Raw genomic sequence first — 18,430 nt, 5'->3', positions numbered from 1 at the left:
TCAATGTCAGCCGCCTGTTTATGTAAGGGTATCCCTATTGCTAAATGTCAGATACGCCTCGTTCCTCCTAATCGCGCCAGGATTTATAGGTATTGATCAGTCCATTGGTAGAAGAATCATGGCTACTGATGGGATTATTGTCACCTAATTCAGGCAAAATTTTGTTGGCAAGCTGTTTACCAAGTTCAACACCCCATTGGTCAAAACTGTAGATATTCCAGATCACTCCTTGCACAAAAATTTTGTGTTCATACAATGCAATAAGCCGGCCCAATGTACGTGGCGTCATTTTTTTCAATAAAATAGAATTTGTAGGCCGATTACCTTCAAATACTTTATAGGCTTTCAATTCTTCCACCTCTTCCTTCGACTTTCCTGCTTTTTGCAGTTCCGCAACAACCTCTGCCTCGGTTTTACCGTTCATCAGCGCCTCAGTTTGTGCAAAGAAATTAGATAATAAAAGCTGATGATGATTACCGATCGGATTCAGGCTATTCGCTGGTGCAATAAAATCGCATGGAATCAATTTTGTGCCTTGGTGGATCAATTGGTAAAAGGCATGTTGCCCGTTTGTTCCTGGCTCACCCCAAATGATCGGTCCGGTCTGATAATCTACACGCGCTCCATTCCGGTCTATATATTTTCCGTTGCTTTCCATATCTCCTTGTTGGAAATAAGCCGCAAAACGATGCAAGTACTGATCATAAGGCAGGATTGCATGGCTCTCCGCTTCGAAGAAATTATTATACCATACACCAAGCAAAGCCAATATTACCGGAATATTTTCCTCGAAGGTGCTGGTCCTAAAATGCTCATCGGCATCATATGCACCTTTGAGAAGCTCTTCAAAATTATCAAAGCCGATCGCTAAGCTAATGGAAAGTCCAATTGCAGACCATAGGGAATAACGTCCGCCAACCCAATCCCAAAATTCGAACATATTTTGCGGATCTATTCCAAAAGCCTTTACAGCCTCCGTATTGGTGCTCAATGCCGCAAAGTGTTTAGCAACATCTTCCTGGCCTGCCCCGCTGCCCAGGAACCAATCCTTGGCTGTGTGTGCATTGGCCATGGTCTCTTGGGTGGTAAATGTTTTGGATGCAATCAGAAACAAGGTTGTCTCTGGATCGACTGCTTTTAGGGTTTCGGCAATATGTGTTCCATCCACATTGGAGACAAAGTGCACATTCAGTCTAGTTTTGTAAGCTTTTAAAGCTTCGGTGACCATTACAGGTCCCAAATCAGAACCCCCAATGCCGATATTGACAACATCAGTGATCTCCTTGCCTGTATATCCCTTCCATTCACCGGAGAGAATCTTTTCTGTGAAAGCTTTCACCTGAGCCAACACTTTTCTTACTGCAGGCATCACATCTTTCCCGTCGACAAAGACAGGTTGATTGGATTGATTTCTTAATGCTGTATGCAGAACGGGTCTGTTTTCCGTCACATTGATCCTTTCGCCGGCAAACATTGCTGTTATCGCTTCAGACAGTTGACACTCCTTGGCCAACTGGATCAACAGTGCCATTGTCTCTTCGTTGACACGATTTTTTGAATAGTCTAAGAGAATATCCTCAAAAAAAATTGAAAATTTCTCAAATCGCTGTGGATCTGCTGCAAAAAGCTCACGGAGGTCCTGCTGATTGATATTAATATAATGATCTACCAGATATTGGTAGGCTCTGGTTGTCGTAAAATTAATTTTTGGAAACATACTGTTTTTGTTGAAATATTTGTTTTAAACCGCCAATAAAAACCTTCGGTATTTTTTCATCCCCCCGGCACAGCTCCTTCAGTGAAGGTTTATATAGTTGACGATATCAAAACTAAAAAAAAAAGGTCAAATATTTGTATAAGTCAGCCAGTATTGCGTATTAGACTCGCTTTGCACCGGTCTTTTACCCGTGGTGCTCTACCTTCGACCTGTCCAACAAGATTATCTAACTTTATTGCTATCCAATTGCGCTGAGAACTTTACAAAATTCCGTAATCTTAGTTCCTCCCCTTCTTATCTTAGCATGTGTCCGTACAGCGATCAATAAGCTTATTAAATACCACAGCGAATTTTAGCCAGGACGACGAATTTATTACTAAAAAATTTATACATTAGCAGATATGACAAAAGAACAAATTCAAGACTTGAGGGATCGTGTTACTTCCCTGAGGAGGCATCTTTGACATTGATGTCCGCAAAGAAGAAATAGAAAGAGATCAAGCGCTTACCTTAGAAGCGAGCTTCTGGGATGATTCCAAAGCCGCCGAAAAAATACTGCAGGCCATCAAAAACCAGAAAGTATGGACAGATCATTTTGATGAGGTAGCCGCTGCGGTCGAAGACACTTATGTGATGTACGAGTTTTTTCAGTCTGGAGATGCAAGTGAAAAGGAACTGGACGATCAGTATAAACTTGCATTGGAACAGGTCGAAGAACTGGAATTCAAAAATATGCTCAGTGCAGAGGAAGATCAGCTGGATGCGATCTTACAGATCACCGCGGGCGCGGGAGGTACAGAAAGCTGTGACTGGGCGGCCATGCTGATGCGCATGTACATCATGTGGGGGGAGAAAAATGGATATAAAGTCACTGAACAGGATTCTCAGGAAGGAGACGTTGCGGGAATCAAAAGTGTAACGCTTCAGCTTTCGGGAGATTTTGCCTACGGCTACCTGAAAGGTGAAAACGGCGTACATCGACTGGTTCGCATTTCGCCTTTTGATTCCAATGCTAAACGACATACCTCATTCGCTTCGGTCTATGTATATCCCCTGATTGATGACAATATCGAAATAGACGTCAAAGATTCAGAAATTGAATGGGATACTTTCCGTTCGGGCGGTGCTGGTGGCCAAAATGTAAACAAAGTAGAAACTGCTGTCCGACTGCATCATAAACCCACAGGTATTATTATAAAAAATCAGGAGACAAGGTCGCAATTGCAAAATAAGGAAAATGCCCTACGCCTATTGAAATCGCAATTGTACGAGATCGAAATGCGCAAAAGGCAAGAAGCTACTGCAGCAATTGAAGGAAATAAGAAGAAAATAGAATGGGGATCACAAATTCGGAACTATGTCCTACACCCTTACAAATTGATCAAGGATTTACGCACAAATTACGAAACATCGAATACGCAAGCCGTGTTGGATGGAGACCTCAATGATTTCTTAAAAAACTATTTAATGGAATTTGGCGGTTAACGGATCGCGAAACCATAGCATTGAAGGGGGCATCAGTTAGGTCTGATCCCCTTTTTTTTTTGCAAACCACTGCCTTTTTTCGGACACAGTCTCTCCACTGCACTGTCAAGTTTTCTTAACAAAATCCTTAAAAACGTTAAAAAATCTTAAAAGTCTACCTACGGCGGGACCTAACAATTTTTTGGTTAATCGAACGCCAGCAAAACATAAATACACTGAATGTCAACATATTATAAAGCAATATATTGTATCAAGAACGTTACAAATTGCTGCTAACCTCAATTTTTGGCATAAAATAAAGGCATGTATTTTGCGTTTATGGATTCGTAATATTTTCATTACAAAAGACTCCTCGTTCGAGTCCACTAACAAAATAAAGAAGAATGTATATCTAAAAATAGAACGGTTATGAATTACATGAAAGAAAACTCAATCGTATCGGCGCAGATGACTAAACAATGGAAACCTGCCATGTACGAAGTAAATGAAGAACAGCAGCAATCTGAGACGGCAGTAGATAAAGTTGAAGAAAGCAATTTTGGAACAAAAGAATACCTGATTTTTGGAGCGACATTTTTTACACTATTTGCATCAGTCTTTGGTGTATATATGCTCCAGCCAGATTTTGACGCCTTACGTTTTCAACGTTTAGACAGTATTTGGGGAACATTTTTAATTGGCTTGGGTATATTTTTGGCGGTTGTCGCAATTAGCTTTTTACTATTTTTAGTTGTACTCCATCGCAAATATAAGCCGATTGCCTCGGTCTCAGATGAGGAACTGCCGACCTGTACGATTATCGTACCGGCTTATAATGAAGGACAATTGGTTTATGATACCCTGCATAGTTTGGCGGGCAGTGATTATCCGGAGAAGAAACTTCAGATTATCGCCATTGATGACGGAAGTAAGGATAACACCTTCGCGTGGATACAACGCGCTAAAATGGAGCTAGGTGATCGTATAGAGATCTACCAACAACCCAAAAATATGGGTAAGCGCCATGCCTTATACCGTGGTTTTAAATTAGGTACGGGTGAGGTATTTATTACTGTAGATAGTGACTCTGTGGTCAACAAAGATACCATTCGCAACATGGCCAGTCCATTTGTAACCAATAAGGAATGTGGCGCTGTGGCGGGTAACGTTCGGGTACTGAACAATAAAAAAGCTATTATACCACGTATGTTGAATGTGAGCTTCGTGTTCAGTTTTGAATTTGTACGTTCAGCTCAAAGCATGTTGGGTACGGTCATGTGTACACCCGGCGCATTATCCGGATATCGTCGGGAAGCTGTCCTGAACTGTCTTGAAGATTGGGTTCACCAAACATTTATGGGACAACCGTCAGATATTGGTGAAGACCGTGCCATGACCAACATGATTTTGAAACAGGGATATCACGTATTGTTTCAATCTAACGCGTTAGTATACACTGATACACCTGTACGCTATAGAAACTTATATAAAATGTTTATCCGTTGGGAACGAAGCAATGTGCGTGAAAATATCATGATGAGCCAGTTTGCCTTTAAAAATTTCCGTCAAGGACCAAAATGGGGCGCACGTATCTTATTGATCATGCAATGGCAAAAAGTACTCCTCTCGTACCCAATGATGTTATTGATGCTCTGGACGGTATTTCACTATCCATTGATGTTCTTAAGTTCGACTTTGGTAGGTATACTTATTTTTTCAAGTATTCAGGCTTATTTCTTTGCATCTAAAAACTCTAACGCAAAAGAGGCATTCTGGGCATATAGCTACAGTATATTCTACGCATTTAGTTTATTTTGGATCACGCCATATGCAATTGCTACTGCTGGACGCAGAGGTTGGTTAACGAGGGGTTAATAAACAGATTGCTGCCATGTCAAGTTGATGATTCAGAAGAACATCAAATTTGACGGCGCCAAAGCTTTGGTTTTGGGCGTAACCTTTAAGGAAAACTGTCCTGATATCCGTAATAGTAAGGTGGTTGACATGATTCAGGATTTGAAAGAATTTGGTTTGGAGGTTGATATTTACGACCCCTGGGTAAATCCCGATGAATTAAAAAAACATTTTGGTCTGGAATTATTAAAAACACTACCGCAGTCTGGCAATTATGATAGTATTATTCTTGCAGTCGGGCATCGGGAATTTTTACAGCTTGACCTCGAAAATTTAAAAAAGAATCCATCCGTTGTATTCGATATCAAAGGAATACTGGATCGAAAATTGGTTGACGCTCGCTTGTAGCCTCCTATTTTTATTGACAACATTCTCCTAAACAGTCCGTTTTCTTTTCACGTGAAGAGAAAACGGACTGTTTTTGTTATAAATGTAGGTTATGCAATCGTTTGTTTTAAAAAATAGCATCAAATCTTTTGTTTTTAATATTAACTTAACACCACAATTATAAATTTGACCTCATTAAACTAAGAGATATTTAGCACAAATTGCGGTACCTATGGAACAGTTAGACGACACCGAGCTATTCATCAGAATTCAAGCGGATGACCGTTATGCTTTTTCTGAATTAGTCAATCGCTATTCAGACATACTTTTCCGTTTTATTCAACGCCGTGTTTCCTGTATTGAAGACAGTGAAGATATTTTGCAGGAAGTATTTGTTGCACTGTGGAATCAGCGTCTTCATATCACTTTAGAATACTCATTATATCCGTACCTATTTCAAACCGCTAAGTACAAGATTATCGACTGGACAATAAATGAACAGAAGAAAATTGTCCATGCCGAAAAACTATTGGCAAATTTCCAAGAGGAATCGACATCGCCAACATCCGAAGAGGAGCTCCTGGCAAAAGAATTAGCTCAATTGATCGATACAGAAATAGAAAAAATGCCAACAACAATGAAATCGGCATTTTCTCTCAGCCGAAAGGAATCGATGTCCATCAAAGATATTGCATCGGAACTAGCCCTCTCCGAGCAAACCGTCAAAAACAATATTTCGTTAGCCCTCGGATGGCTTAGGCTTCGTTTCAAATAACGAATCAAAAAAAATATCCAGCTAATTTACAGCGACTTAAGTTATTTCTATCATTTTCTTCGGTACTATTATTCCCTTACACAGATTATAGGTCTGTATGAAGGAACAAGAATCGTCAGATCAAGCTAAAGCGTTGCTCAAAAAATACCTGGAAGGTCAGTGTACGCCAGAGGAAGAACAACAGGTTCTCCGCTGGTTTTATGTGCAAGATCAGCCTGAGGGGGATCCGTTAACGAAGGAATACCGCGCAGGGTTAGCATCACGTATCAATACAAAGCTCGAGGAACAGCTATTTAATGAAACCACTCCTACAGTCAGACGACTAACCTGGTTTCGTTCCAAATGGATGGTCGCAGCAATGCTGGTGGCCGTTTCAGGCTTTGGTCTGTGGATGTATAACAGCTTGTCCCCCTCGGATCACAGGCTGCAGGAACTGGCCGCGGAGGTGCCTTCACATGACAAGACCTTTCACAACGATATCCTTCCGGGAGGACACTATGCCAAAATCATAACACCAAAAGGGGAAGAGCAGCCACTAGCCGATCCATTTGTTCAGCGGCTTGAGCAATCATCCGATCAACAAGGAAAGAATTTTCTTGTTGATGTTCCTAAAGCCGGCTCCTACACGATTATTCTTGAAGATGGCACAAAAGTATGGTTGAATGCATCCACAAAATTATCATATCCCAGACATTTCGAGTCCGATCAACGTCAAGTCGCTTTATCGGGAGAAGCTTATTTTGAGGTAGCAAAAGATGCAAACAGACCGTTCCGGATCAATGCCAATGGAACGACAATTGAAGTCCTTGGTACAACATTTAATGTCAATGCCTATCATGACGAGGTCGCTACATCATTAGTGGAGGGTAGCGTGAAAGTCCTGAAGGGAGGTAAGCAAACTATTATCAAGCCCGGTCAACAGGCAACCACATCGCTGACAAACGATATCAAAGTCACCACCACAGACCTGGCTAAAAATACAGCCTGGCAACGGGATGAATTTTATTTCGATGGCAGCAATTTTAGCGATATTTCTCTTCAGATCGCCCGATGGTATAATGTTGAATTTGAAAATATGGAAACAATCGGGACAAATTCGACTTACAAAGGCTCTATCAGCAGAAATAGTAGACTTTCAGAGGTATTGCAGATCCTGGCTCTTGCCACGGGGCGCAAATTTGACATTATCGGACGAAAGGTTATAATACAATGAGATTAATTACCCAAATATTAGACGGCCTATGGTATAGACATCAACTTTAGCGCCTTGTGGTTAACAAAAAAGGGGATGTTGACGCATCCCCGGTTAAATTCAAGGCTTATTTTACTGATTACCAACAGAAATTTTAAAACCTTAAAAATCATTCTAATTTATGAATTTTTTTTCTCCATTAAAAAGGCAGGAGAAAGATCGGGGATTCCGTATCCCTCCAGCCTTTAAAACTTTATGTATGATAAAGTTAAGCACCCTTTCTTTGCTTTCCCTCGCACTTGGAGCCCATGCTTCGGGAACAGCACAGACTGTCAATCTTTCTTTGAAAAAAGTACGGATAGAAAAAGTTTTGCAAGAAATTTCAAAACAAACCGACCTCCGCTTTTTCTATGATGAAAAACTATTGAACAGTTTGCAGCCTGTAAGTATCCAAATGGATCACGGCCCTATACAACAGGCCCTATCCAAGGTTCTTAAAGGTCAGAACCTGACGTATCAGATTCTGAATAATACGATCGTCATTTCAGAAAAACAACGCACAGATATCGAAATAACAGGGACTGTACGTAGTGCAGAATCTGCCCTCGCCGGTGTTACCGTATCTGTTGAGGGACATACTACGCTTTCGACGAAAACCGATGCCAATGGTCAGTTTAAACTCCGTGTACCGGAAAACGCTGTATTGATATTTCAATATATGGGATATACCACAGAACGTGTGCAGATAGGCAGTCAACGTACAGTCAATGTGACCCTCCAGGCGAGCAACTCACAGTTGGATGAAGTTGTTGTTGTCGGCTACGGTACGCAGCGGAAAGTGAACCTGACGGGCGCTGTGGATATGATCTCTTCAAAACAACTGGAAAGCCGTCCGATTGCAAATCTCGGTGCTGGATTACAAGGATTGATCCCCAACTTGAATATCACCACTTCCAATGGCCGTGCTTCCACAAATCCTGAATTTAACGTACGCGGATTTACCAGTCTAAATGGTGGAGCACCGTTAATTTTGGTCGACAATATCCCCTACTCTCCGGATGAAGTTGCACGTATCAACCCAAATGACGTCGAGTCCGTGTCTGTATTGAAAGATGCTGCTTCAGCTGCTATTTATGGTGCCCGCGGTGGTTTTGGGGTGGTATTAATCACCACAAAAAAAGCGAAGAGCGGTCAGCTTGATGTGAATTTCAGCACCAATGTTGGCTATAGAACTTTAGGCAAGCTCCCTGAATTCATTACTGACCCTTACGAAGTAATGGCCATTAAACACGAAGCCGGAAAACCTTTATACAACTCGTATCCGGAATCTGCTCGTGAATATGCAAAAAAACGTTCGTTGGACCCTTCTTTACCTGCGGTAACACTATCCGATAATGGTCAGGACTGGGTATATACGGGAAGCACGGATTGGCTGAAAGAGGCCTACAATAAAACTGCTCCAACCTATAATGCCAACTTAAGTATTGCCAAAAAGTCGGATAAAATCGGCTATTACCTCTCCAGTGATTACTATAGACAAGATGGGCTTTTAAAATATGGAAATGATGTTTACAAGCGTTACAATGTCAGAGGAAAGGTAGATTTTGATGTTACCTACTGGCTACAGGTATCTAATAATACATTGCTTACCAGCATGAACTATGATACCCCTGTAGTTTTGGATGCGGGCGACAGCTTTTTCTGGAGAGTAAACCGAACCAACTCGCTCGATGTACCCCGAAATCCAGATGGTAGCTGGACAAGAGCCGGTGCACAGGTATTAGGTTCATTACAAGAAGGCGGGCGTAACGATAATCGTATCAACGAATTTGTAACCACATTCTCCGCAAAGGCCGCGTTGATCAAAGGGATCTGGGACTTAAATGCCGATGCAACTTTCAGACGCAGCTCCGGATTAAAAAGATCATATGATGTTCCTTCGAAGTATAAAACGGGACCAGAGGCTATTCTAACGCCAACATTTTCGAATACCTATGCAAGAAATGAGAATGATCTCACCCGATATAATGTTTATAATATCTACACTGATTTTCATAAAAATTTTGGAGACCATTATTTGCAGGCACTTGCAGGTTATAACCAGGAATACAACTACAACAACTACAATTACATACAGGCGTTAAATCTCATCTCCACAACGGTGCCTTCCATCGGAAGTGCAACGGGAAATATCTCAAAAGATGAACGTATTAAAGACTGGGCAGTACAAGGTATATTTGCCCGCCTCAGCTATAGTTATAAAGATAAATATCTGGCGGAATTCAATGGTCGCTTTGATGGTTCGTCCCGTTTTCCAAAAAATAACAGATGGGGCTTCTTTCCTTCGGCCTCTGCGGGTTGGGTAATCTCCAAGGAGAATTTTTTCGAACCGGTGAAAAATGCGCTGGCAATGGATTTCCTAAAAATCAGGGGGTCTTATGGATCACTGGGCAACCAATTGTTCAGATATGATTCTGATTTCCCTTATTATGATGCCTATCCATATATGCCAATTATGGACAATAAATTGGCTGATTACATTCTAGGCACAGGTAAACCACCAGCTGTCTATGCTCCGCGGGCTGTTTCCGATAATTTCACCTGGGAAACAATCCAAACGATTAATGGGGGTATTGATATGGGTTTTTTCAATAACAAACTCGGCGTTAACTTCGATAAATATACCCGTTATACCAAAGATATGTTGGTACCGGGCAAAGAATTGCCTGGGCCTTTTGGCACAAAGATTCCCGTACAAAATGCCGGTGACTTAAAAACAAAAGGCTGGGAGTTGCGTTTAAGCTGGCGTGACAGCAAGGAAGTAAACGGCTCACCATTCTGGTATAATGTCGCCTTTACACTGGCAGATAGCCGTTCATGGATCACGCGTTTTGATAATCCGACAAAATCCTTAGGCGATCAATGGGACAGGCATTATGTAGGAAAGGAAATAGGTGAAATCTGGGGTGCGGATATCATCGGATTTTTTGAAGATGATGCTGCCGCAGCTGCATCCAAACAGTCTGCAATGGGAACAGATGATCAATCTTATAAGTTCTATGCCGGTGACCCTGTCTTTGCTGACCTAAATGGAGATGGCAAAGTGGATATGGGCAAAAAGACGGTGGATGACGCCGGAGACATGCATATTGTTGGCAATAATAGTGCAAGACTACCTTATAGTTTAGATCTCTCCACAGGATGGAAAGGCTTTGATTTACGCGTATTCTTACAGGGTATAGGTAAGCGTGACTGGTATCCCGGAGCTTCCAATATCTACTTCTGGGGTGTCTATGCTCAACCTTGGACAAATCCAACGGTACAAAACGGGGACCATTGGAAATCTAAAGACGAAATTGGCTACTTCCCTGCTGTCCGTGCTTACTCTGCTGAAGATAATTATCAACAGCTTGGTATTCCAAACAAACGTTATATGCAGAATGGTGCTTATATGCGCGTAAAGAACCTTACTCTTGGCTATACGCTACCAGAATCTGTGTTACAACGTATCAAATTGCGAAAAGTACGTTTCTTCTTCAGTGCAGAAAACGTTTTTGAGATCTCTCATATCAAGGTGAAATTGGATCCGGAATCGATAGGATCAGGTAATAGAGCGCAAGCGGCATATCCATTCCAGCGGACGTATACATTTGGTCTGAATGTAAATCTTTAATCTCTAAATCAAAAAAAATGAAACGTTTCAATTATATCGCACTGGCCTCCCTTATCGCACTGGGGACATCCTGTAAAAAAGATTTTCTGGATCGCACTTCGGGATCGGCGATAACCAAAGAGGTCTTTTTTAATACAACCGAAGATCTGGCAATTTATACAAATGGCCTTTATAAGCAAATGCGAGCCCAATATACAGATCTTTATTCGGATAATATTGCTTTAAGCAACAACGATCAAAACGCCGAAGTTAGAACTTTGTTGGCTGGTACACTAAACCCTTCCACAGTAAAAGGATGGGATAAGGATGCATGGGCTCCCTTACGTGACGTCAATTATATGCTGGACAACGTGGGTAGGGTCACAGGAGACCAAGCTGTTATTAACCATTATATTGGTATTGCCCGTTTACTTCGCGCAAACTTCTACTTTAAAATGGTGAAGAAATATGGTGATGTCCCTTGGTACTCCCATGTAATGGGTACATCATCCGAAGATCTTTACAAGGCAAAAGATCCCCGGACTGCAGTTGTTGACTCACTCATGAAGGATCTCGAATTTGCGGCAGCAAATGTCCGCCCGGGTGGAGATAATAGTTATTTTACCAAATGGAGTGCTTTGACATTATTGTCCCGGGTAGCCCTTCACGAAGGTACCTTCCGTAAATACCACACCGAATTAAATCTACAGAACACGGCAGCAACATTTTTGGAAAGAGCTGCATCTGCCTCGCAGGAAATCATCAATAACGGTGGGTTCTCCATATCAGGCAGCTCTGCTGCGGACTATCGTGCACTGTTTTCAAGCAATACACTTGCTGGTAACAAAGAGGTCATTTTCGTACAGAAAAACGGCCGCGATTTAGGGGTTGCCAACAATACGCACACGGTATTGGATTGGCAATGGGCATTGAGTGCCGAATTGGCCGATGAGTTCCTGATGAAAGACGGAACAACATTTACATCCAAAGCGGATTACAAAAAGAAAGCCTTTGTGGATCTATTTAAAGACCGTGATCCCCGTCTCGCCGAAACAATTATGCCTGCGGGATTCAGTAACAATGCCGCTGGGACGCCGTATATAACACGTCCGGATTTTGGGGGATTGCTTCAGGTCAAATTCTATCCGCGTGACCCCGCTCTACGGGGTGGATGGGAACTGAATTATACCGATTTACCTATTATGCGTTATGCGGAAGTCTTACTCATCAATGCCGAGGCAAAAGCGGAATTGGGAAAATTGACGCAAACTGATATTGATGCTACTGTAAACAAGATTCGCGCACGTGTAGGAATGCCTGCATTAAATCTCGCAGCCGCTAACGCAACGCCAGATGCTTATCTTGCAAATCAATACCCTTTAGTAACAGGGGCCAATAAGGGAGTCATGCTCGAAATCCGTCGCGAACGCCGTGTAGAACTCGCTTGTGAAGGATTCCGTTTTGATGATCTTTACCGTTGGAAAGCCGGCAATATACTCGCCAAGGCTCCAAGCGGCATGTATATTCCTAAGCTGGGACTAATTGATGTCAGCGGCGATGCTGTTGGGGATATTATCATTCTAAAAAAAGGGGATAACAGTCCGATAGCCGGTATTCCTGAAGACGATCTTAAAAAGATCCCTAAATTCTATGTCAATGATGGCATATTTTATCTGGAAAACGACAATTCAGGAAGAATAATGTTCATCGATGACAAAACAACCCGTCCAAGGAGTTTTAATGAGCAAAGATATTATTACTTCCCTATACCGATTGAGCAAACTGTTCTCAACAATAAGCTGAAACAGCCGAAAGGTTGGGAAGAATTTGACCTGTAAAAAAGCAACATTCATCACGTCGGCTAATAACCCAGGTCATGAATATGCTTAATAAGCAGTGAAAACAGCAAACGAGCCAGCTCTCCCTTGGGAGCAGCTGGCTCTACTTTATAAAACTATGATGAAATTAACGAAACTAATCACATGCCTTTTACTTCCGATCTCGCCCTTATTGGCACAACAACGGACGGGACGAGTTTTTGAAGATCAAAATGCGAACAATCAGTTCGAACAGAACGAAAAACAACTTGCTGACATTGTTGTCTCCGATGGTTATGATGTTGTAAAAACAGATAACACCGGAACATACACCCTGCCGCACAATCCAAAGGCCCGCTTTCTGTCGGTTACCATTCCGAGCGGATATAAAGCAACAAAAACGCACTATATCCCACTGCGTGGCGAAGTTAAAAATTTAGATTTCGCCTTAACCAAAGACACGGTACAGCAAGCTGATTTTTTGCGTTTCATCCAAATTACGGATACTGAAACTCCACTCTATGGTCCATGGATAGATAACGTCAGAAATTATGCCCATCAGCAAAAGGCGAGCCTGATTATGCATACTGGCGATATCTGTTACGAACCGGGCATGCTTTTTCATGCCAAGCAGGTAAACTCCGAACTTATGGGCAGGCCTACATACTATACTGTGGGTAACCATGATCTTGTAAAAGGAGAATATGGGGAGAAACTATTTGAAGACCTCTTTGGTCCGACCTATTACTCTTTTGATGCTGGCCCGGCCCATTTTGTCGTAACACCCATGCCGAATGGAGACTACAAACCTAGTTACACCGCCGATCAGATCATCTCCTGGCTCAAGAAAGACCTTGCTGCGATGGACAAGTCAAAACCTTTGATCTTTATCAATCACGATTTTTTTGCCGGGCCTGACTTTATCCTAAAAGGGGAAAAAGAACAGATCGACCTAACGCAATATAACCTCAAGGCCTGGTTTTATGGCCATTGGCACAACAATTTTGTCTTTAAACAAAAAGGCGTTTATGTTGTCTGTTCAAACGCGCCAAATAAAGGAGGTATTGACAATTCGGCCGCACAGTTTGTCGTCGTTGACATCGACAAACAAGGGATCAAAGGTATTCAGCCCGTTTATACCAACCTACGCGATCACGTCCAACTGGTACAGCCAACCGCTGATCAACAAGTGACCTCAAAAGAAGCATTGCCTGTCGTCGTCAGTGCTTACGACAGTGAACGAAAAATACAAAGCGTGGCCATGGAAATCTATGCCCATGAAAGCGGCAAACGTCTGAGCAGTGTTCAGCTGTCTCCGTCCGGCGATTGGTTGTGGCAAGCAAACATACCATTCGGAAAACAAAAAGGACAATACGATGCCCTTATTACCATCCAGTATGAAAATGGTGAACAAGCATTAAAAAGACAGTCTTTTAATTTGGTGGACCGCGCAGAAAACGACATGAAATTACAATGGTCTACTGCTGTAAAAGGAAATATCTGGAAAACCAGTCCATTAATCGTTGGGGATAAACTTTTTGTTGCGACTATGGACGATGGTACCGGAACTAACCATGCTATTACGGCGTTGGATAAACGCACGGGTAAAATGCTATGGTCATTGCCTACAGTCAATTCCATCAAACATAAACTGCGCTACAGTGACGGAATATTGCTTGCAAGCGATGTCGAAACCAATGTATATGCCATCGATGCGAATACAGGCAAAATACGCTGGACTAAAAAGCCATCCAACCCAGCCCTCCCTACATTTGTGTCAGGTCCAGCACTTGAGCAAGGGGTTTATTATTCCGGACTTGGCAAGCGCATGTCAGCGATTGACATCAAAACGGGAAAAGTACTTTGGGAAGGCGTAGATCCCTCGGGCGGCGAAGCAACCCCTGCAGAGCTATCAGTAGTGGATCAAACCTTATTAGCGGGCTACAACTGGAATGCCCTCTGTGCATACGATACGGGGACAGGAAAGCTTCTTTGGAAACGCCAAGAAGATGGTCTCCGCTTTCGAAGCGGGGGTGTCACGGCAAAAGACGGCTACCTCTATACAACAGGCCTCAATGGACTATTTAAGCTAAATTTAAAGACCGGTGAAGTCGCACAAAAGAGCATCAAAACCGATGACTTTAAAGTCATGGCTTCTCCGGGCATAGTCGAGGACCTGTTGGTCATGCCAACATCCACAAATGGCATCAAGGCATACGACCTTCAGACCTTAACGGAAAAATGGCATTTTGTCACCGGAGAGGCTCTTGTCTATACCTCCCCTTACAGCAGCCCCGATCAACATAAACCGGTCGGAACCGTAGAATCCTCTGTAACTGAAGTAAAAGGAAAGCTGTTTTTTGGTGCTTCGGACGGTTACATCTATGTGCTTAATAAACAAGGAAAGCTACTTTCCAAATTTAATCTGGGTGCTCCTATTTTTTCGGAAATCACAGCAGATGGCGACTTTATTTATACGGCTGATTTTGTAGGAAATGTGTCCTGCTTTAAACTATAATAGACAATAGCGTCTGCAAGACTCTCGAATCGGGGAAACGCCTAAATTCGGGAGTCTTGTTTATTTGTCAATTAAACGACCATCCGCAATATCTATGAAAAATTGATCAAATAATCTGTAACCTATCCTGAAATAAAATAACACTGTTGATTAGTCTATAAAAAATGATTTATGGTTGCCAATATACCTTGCCGCTCTATATGATTAACTATTGTATGAACTAAAGAAATGAGACCTGGATAATTATGAAGTGGTTTATCCCATATCTCAGGATCGGATAATATTCTCGTTGTTAAATTGGGGTACTCCTGGTGTCTTGATATTATTAAAGTAGCGTCATCTTGAAATGAAGGTTCTGTTGTGGTTTGATGGCGTATGACAAGTATGTATGCAGCTAGGCCAATAGCAATACCAACCGGTGGTTCAGATTGTTTGCTATACCATTGTTCAATTAAAGGACACACCCGCATGTTAAGTTTGGCCGTATACTGAAATGCGATGGACTGCCATTTGTGAAATAAAAATGGGTTCTTAAAACGATCAATAACTGCCTCACCAAATGGTTGAATAAGTTCATGACTGATACCCGATTGCTCAACTATTGGACTTATCTCTTTAAAAAGTAAATATTGAATATAACGGTCTAAGATCTCATTATTAAAGAAGTCCTTAACAAATTCTGTATTGGACAAGAGCGCAATACCACAACATAAAATATGCGGAGCATTAAGCAGACGCAGTTTCAATTCGCTATATTGCGCTATGCTGGGAACTATCTTCACAGTGCTGTCAACCAATGCAAAACTCAAAATATTCTTAACATGCTGATTATCTGATTCAATAGCCCATAACTTATACGGTTCGGCCATAATTGCAAGTTGATCTGTATAGGAAAGGACCTCTTCGGATACCTTACCGGGAACAATACGATCTACCAGTGAGTTGCAAAAGTAATTGGCCTTGTCAATCCAATCAATAAAATCCTTGCTTAATTTTTGCTGTTCCGCAATCCAGACGATGTTATGCTTAAGTACCTTCGCATTATCTGAAACTAACTCCGTAGGAATGATGACAAGACCTTTAGCGTTATCGCCATTAAAATGGGAAAATCGATGATATAAATAAGCTGTTACCTTTGCCGCAAAGCTTGTCGGGGGACTGTCATCAATAGCTCCGCCCAACTCCAACAGTCCAGCTTCAGTTGTATTTGAAATCAGAATGCTGATCAAAGGAGAAGTCGCTGTTTTTAGTATTTCTTCCCACGAATCATGGGCAGACAACACCCTGGAGATGGAAGCATTAATGCATTTCAACTCTTTAATCTTTCCTCTCTCCATCCCCCTCGTAATCAAAGTATAGAGTCCATTCTGATTGTCAAATGCAGTTGTATTTCCAGTGCGTGTTGATTTGACAACAACTATGCGGCCATTAAATATTCCCTTTTGATTGGCCTGATGGATATAATCATCGGGCAGACCACGTAAAAGTGCTCCTGTTCCAAATTGGATGACCCGTTCCGGCATATTAAATATTGCCTCCATGGGAACTTCAATTTCCTGATTGTTAATACCCGCCAAATGTTGTTTATCTAAATTCATCGTACTATTTCTTTAATACCAAAAGCTTTTGTTTTCTTTTTACCTGATACTTGGCCCTCACCAAAATGGTTATTATCCAAATTGTATACGCTATTTTGAATGTCATGATTGCGCACAGTTATCCCGCTGTTTTCATCAAAACTCTTTACTTTGATCGTACGGATAATCTCTTTCGGCTACTCGAGGTTTTCAATAGCATATTAATTGAGATAAGAAGCTTTAATGTATACTATGAAGTATATTATGAGGCCTAAATTGTGATTAACTTATATCAGCGGATGGATATCATCGCTTTTATTACCGATGATGATGGATCAAGCCAACTTTTAAACTCAGTTTGTACTTCATCAAAAAATACCCGGTGTGTAATATAATATTCGGGGTTGATCAATCGCTTTTTCATACAGTTTATTACGTGATCAAAATCTTCGATAGTTGCATTTCGACTGCTCATGAGCGTACCTTCGCGTTTATGGAATTCCGGATGACTCACCATCAATTCACCTTTTTGTAAGCCAACCAATACATATCTGCCGCCATGTGCCATGTAATAAAAAGAATTATTAATTGCTTTTTGGTTACCTGTAGCATCTATAACCACTGTAGGCATATCACCAGCAGTAATTTCAGCTAATCGATCGGCTACATTTTCATTGCCTGCATTTATGATGTGTCTTAGATTTAATTTTTCACTACAGAAGTTTAAACGGTTGTTGTTGATGTCCAAGGCAATTACTTGAGCGCCAGCAATTCTGGCGAGTTCTATAATACCAAGTCCTATTGGACCCGCTCCGACCACAAGGACGAACTCACCGGGTTGTATCTGGGCTCTACGCAGGCTATGGGCACCTATAGCCAAAGGCTCTATCAAAGCCAGTTCATCAAAACTCAAGCCACATCCCTTTACCAACAAACGTGCAGGAATCTGTATAAACTCCGCCATTCCTCCATCTGTATGCACTCCGCAGACTTTTATATTTACGCAACAATTAGGCTTTTTACTTAAGCAGGCAATGCAATTTTCGCAATTGATGTAAGGGATAAATGTCACAGACTCCCCCACTTCAAAGTCCTGATTACCACCAGTATCGATCAGTTCACCAGAAATCTCGTGTCCCAAAATGCGGGGATAAGTAAAAAAGGGTTGCGTTCCTTCAAATGCATGTAAATCGGTACCGCAAACCCCGATGCGATGTATTTTTATAATTGCAAAACCAGCTTTGGCTTTTGGCATGGTGCCGTCTTTGTATTCTAGTTTTTGTGGTCCTGTACAGATTAGAGTCTTCATAATTTATTGTCTTAGCGACACTTATTCATATACTAAAAGCCAAATGTTCTATTTAAACCTTCCTCGCTAATCAAATTTCCCTGATATAGATGATGCCAAAAACTTTTAGGTATGTGGTATGTGTCAAACCAATATTCTATTCAATATGCTCGAGCGGACTCGCGCTTA

General features: G+C 41.7%; 11 protein-coding genes. 8 read left to right on the top strand and 3 right to left on the bottom strand.

Annotation, left to right across the window (positions count from 1 at the left end; translation table 11 throughout):
- Positions 1–67: 67 nt before the first annotated feature.
- Positions 68–1,717 (bottom strand): glucose-6-phosphate isomerase, encoded by a 1,650-nt coding sequence (pgi, locus tag ABDW32_RS12745; protein WP_343562932.1) that lies wholly within the window; start codon positions 1,715–1,717, stop codon positions 68–70.
- A gap of 401 nt (positions 1,718–2,118) precedes the next feature.
- Here pgi and prfB point away from each other — a divergent pair.
- The 8 genes from prfB (at position 2,119) to ABDW32_RS12705 (ending at position 15,376) form a co-directional block, all read left to right on the top strand.
- Positions 2,119–3,202, top strand: a protein-coding gene (prfB, locus tag ABDW32_RS12740) for a peptide chain release factor 2 (RefSeq protein ID WP_343562930.1) whose coding sequence is annotated in 2 segments (ribosomal slippage) — positions 2,119–2,178 and positions 2,180–3,202 — 1,083 coding nt in all. Because the reading frame shifts where the segments join, the coding sequence is not laid out codon by codon here.
- 408 nt (positions 3,203–3,610) lie between these two features.
- Positions 3,611–5,056, top strand: coding sequence for a glycosyltransferase (locus ABDW32_RS12735; RefSeq protein WP_343562928.1), 1,446 nt, complete (start codon positions 3,611–3,613; stop codon positions 5,054–5,056).
- A gap of 27 nt (positions 5,057–5,083) precedes the next feature.
- A complete protein-coding gene (locus ABDW32_RS12730) occupies positions 5,084–5,443 on the top strand; it encodes a UDP binding domain-containing protein (RefSeq protein ID WP_343562926.1) in 360 nt (119 codons plus the stop codon).
- A 211-nt stretch (positions 5,444–5,654) separates the two neighbouring features.
- Positions 5,655–6,197, top strand: coding sequence for a sigma-70 family RNA polymerase sigma factor (locus ABDW32_RS12725; RefSeq protein WP_343562924.1), 543 nt, complete (start codon positions 5,655–5,657; stop codon positions 6,195–6,197).
- A 97-nt stretch (positions 6,198–6,294) separates the two neighbouring features.
- Positions 6,295–7,410 (top strand): FecR domain-containing protein, encoded by a 1,116-nt coding sequence (locus tag ABDW32_RS12720; RefSeq protein ID WP_343562922.1) that lies wholly within the window; start codon positions 6,295–6,297, stop codon positions 7,408–7,410.
- A 238-nt stretch (positions 7,411–7,648) separates the two neighbouring features.
- Positions 7,649–11,062, top strand: coding sequence for a TonB-dependent receptor (locus ABDW32_RS12715; RefSeq protein ID WP_343562920.1), 3,414 nt, complete (start codon positions 7,649–7,651; stop codon positions 11,060–11,062).
- Positions 11,063–11,079: 17 nt separating this feature from the next.
- Entirely contained in the window at positions 11,080–12,879 is a 1,800-nt protein-coding gene (locus ABDW32_RS12710; protein ID WP_343562918.1) for a RagB/SusD family nutrient uptake outer membrane protein, read from the top strand.
- 118 nt (positions 12,880–12,997) lie between these two features.
- Positions 12,998–15,376, top strand: coding sequence for a PQQ-binding-like beta-propeller repeat protein (locus tag ABDW32_RS12705; protein WP_343562916.1), 2,379 nt, complete (start codon positions 12,998–13,000; stop codon positions 15,374–15,376).
- A 155-nt stretch (positions 15,377–15,531) separates the two neighbouring features.
- On the opposite strand, the gene ABDW32_RS12700 is transcribed toward ABDW32_RS12705, so the two are convergent.
- The gene (locus ABDW32_RS12700) at positions 15,532–16,974 is read right to left on the bottom strand and encodes a tagaturonate reductase (protein ID WP_343562914.1); all 1,443 of its coding nucleotides are present in this window, start codon (positions 16,972–16,974) and stop codon (positions 15,532–15,534) included.
- Positions 16,975–17,245: 271 nt separating this feature from the next.
- Entirely contained in the window at positions 17,246–18,262 is a 1,017-nt protein-coding gene (locus ABDW32_RS12695; RefSeq protein ID WP_343562912.1) for a zinc-binding alcohol dehydrogenase family protein, read from the bottom strand.
- Positions 18,263–18,430 lie beyond the last annotated feature (168 nt).

Origin of the sequence: Sphingobacterium sp. (assembly GCF_039596235.1) — a bacterium.
Classification (GTDB): domain Bacteria; phylum Bacteroidota; class Bacteroidia; order Sphingobacteriales; family Sphingobacteriaceae; genus Sphingobacterium.
This window is presented reverse-complemented; position numbering and strand designations above follow the sequence as displayed.

What these genes read in the sequence shown, in the direction of transcription:
- pgi (WP_343562932.1), bottom strand. Translation starts at nt 1,717, where the DNA reads ATGTTTCCAAAAATTAATTTTACGACAACCAGAGCCTACCAATATCTG.
- ABDW32_RS12735 (WP_343562928.1), top strand. Translation starts at nt 3,611, where the DNA reads ATGAATTACATGAAAGAAAACTCAATCGTATCGGCGCAGATGACTAAA.
- ABDW32_RS12730 (WP_343562926.1), top strand. Translation starts at nt 5,084, where the DNA reads ATGATTCAGAAGAACATCAAATTTGACGGCGCCAAAGCTTTGGTTTTG.
- ABDW32_RS12725 (WP_343562924.1), top strand. Translation starts at nt 5,655, where the DNA reads ATGGAACAGTTAGACGACACCGAGCTATTCATCAGAATTCAAGCGGAT.
- ABDW32_RS12720 (WP_343562922.1), top strand. Translation starts at nt 6,295, where the DNA reads ATGAAGGAACAAGAATCGTCAGATCAAGCTAAAGCGTTGCTCAAAAAA.
- ABDW32_RS12715 (WP_343562920.1), top strand. Translation starts at nt 7,649, where the DNA reads ATGATAAAGTTAAGCACCCTTTCTTTGCTTTCCCTCGCACTTGGAGCC.
- ABDW32_RS12710 (WP_343562918.1), top strand. Translation starts at nt 11,080, where the DNA reads ATGAAACGTTTCAATTATATCGCACTGGCCTCCCTTATCGCACTGGGG.
- ABDW32_RS12705 (WP_343562916.1), top strand. Translation starts at nt 12,998, where the DNA reads ATGATGAAATTAACGAAACTAATCACATGCCTTTTACTTCCGATCTCG.
- ABDW32_RS12700 (WP_343562914.1), bottom strand. Translation starts at nt 16,974, where the DNA reads ATGAATTTAGATAAACAACATTTGGCGGGTATTAACAATCAGGAAATT.
- ABDW32_RS12695 (WP_343562912.1), bottom strand. Translation starts at nt 18,262, where the DNA reads ATGAAGACTCTAATCTGTACAGGACCACAAAAACTAGAATACAAAGAC.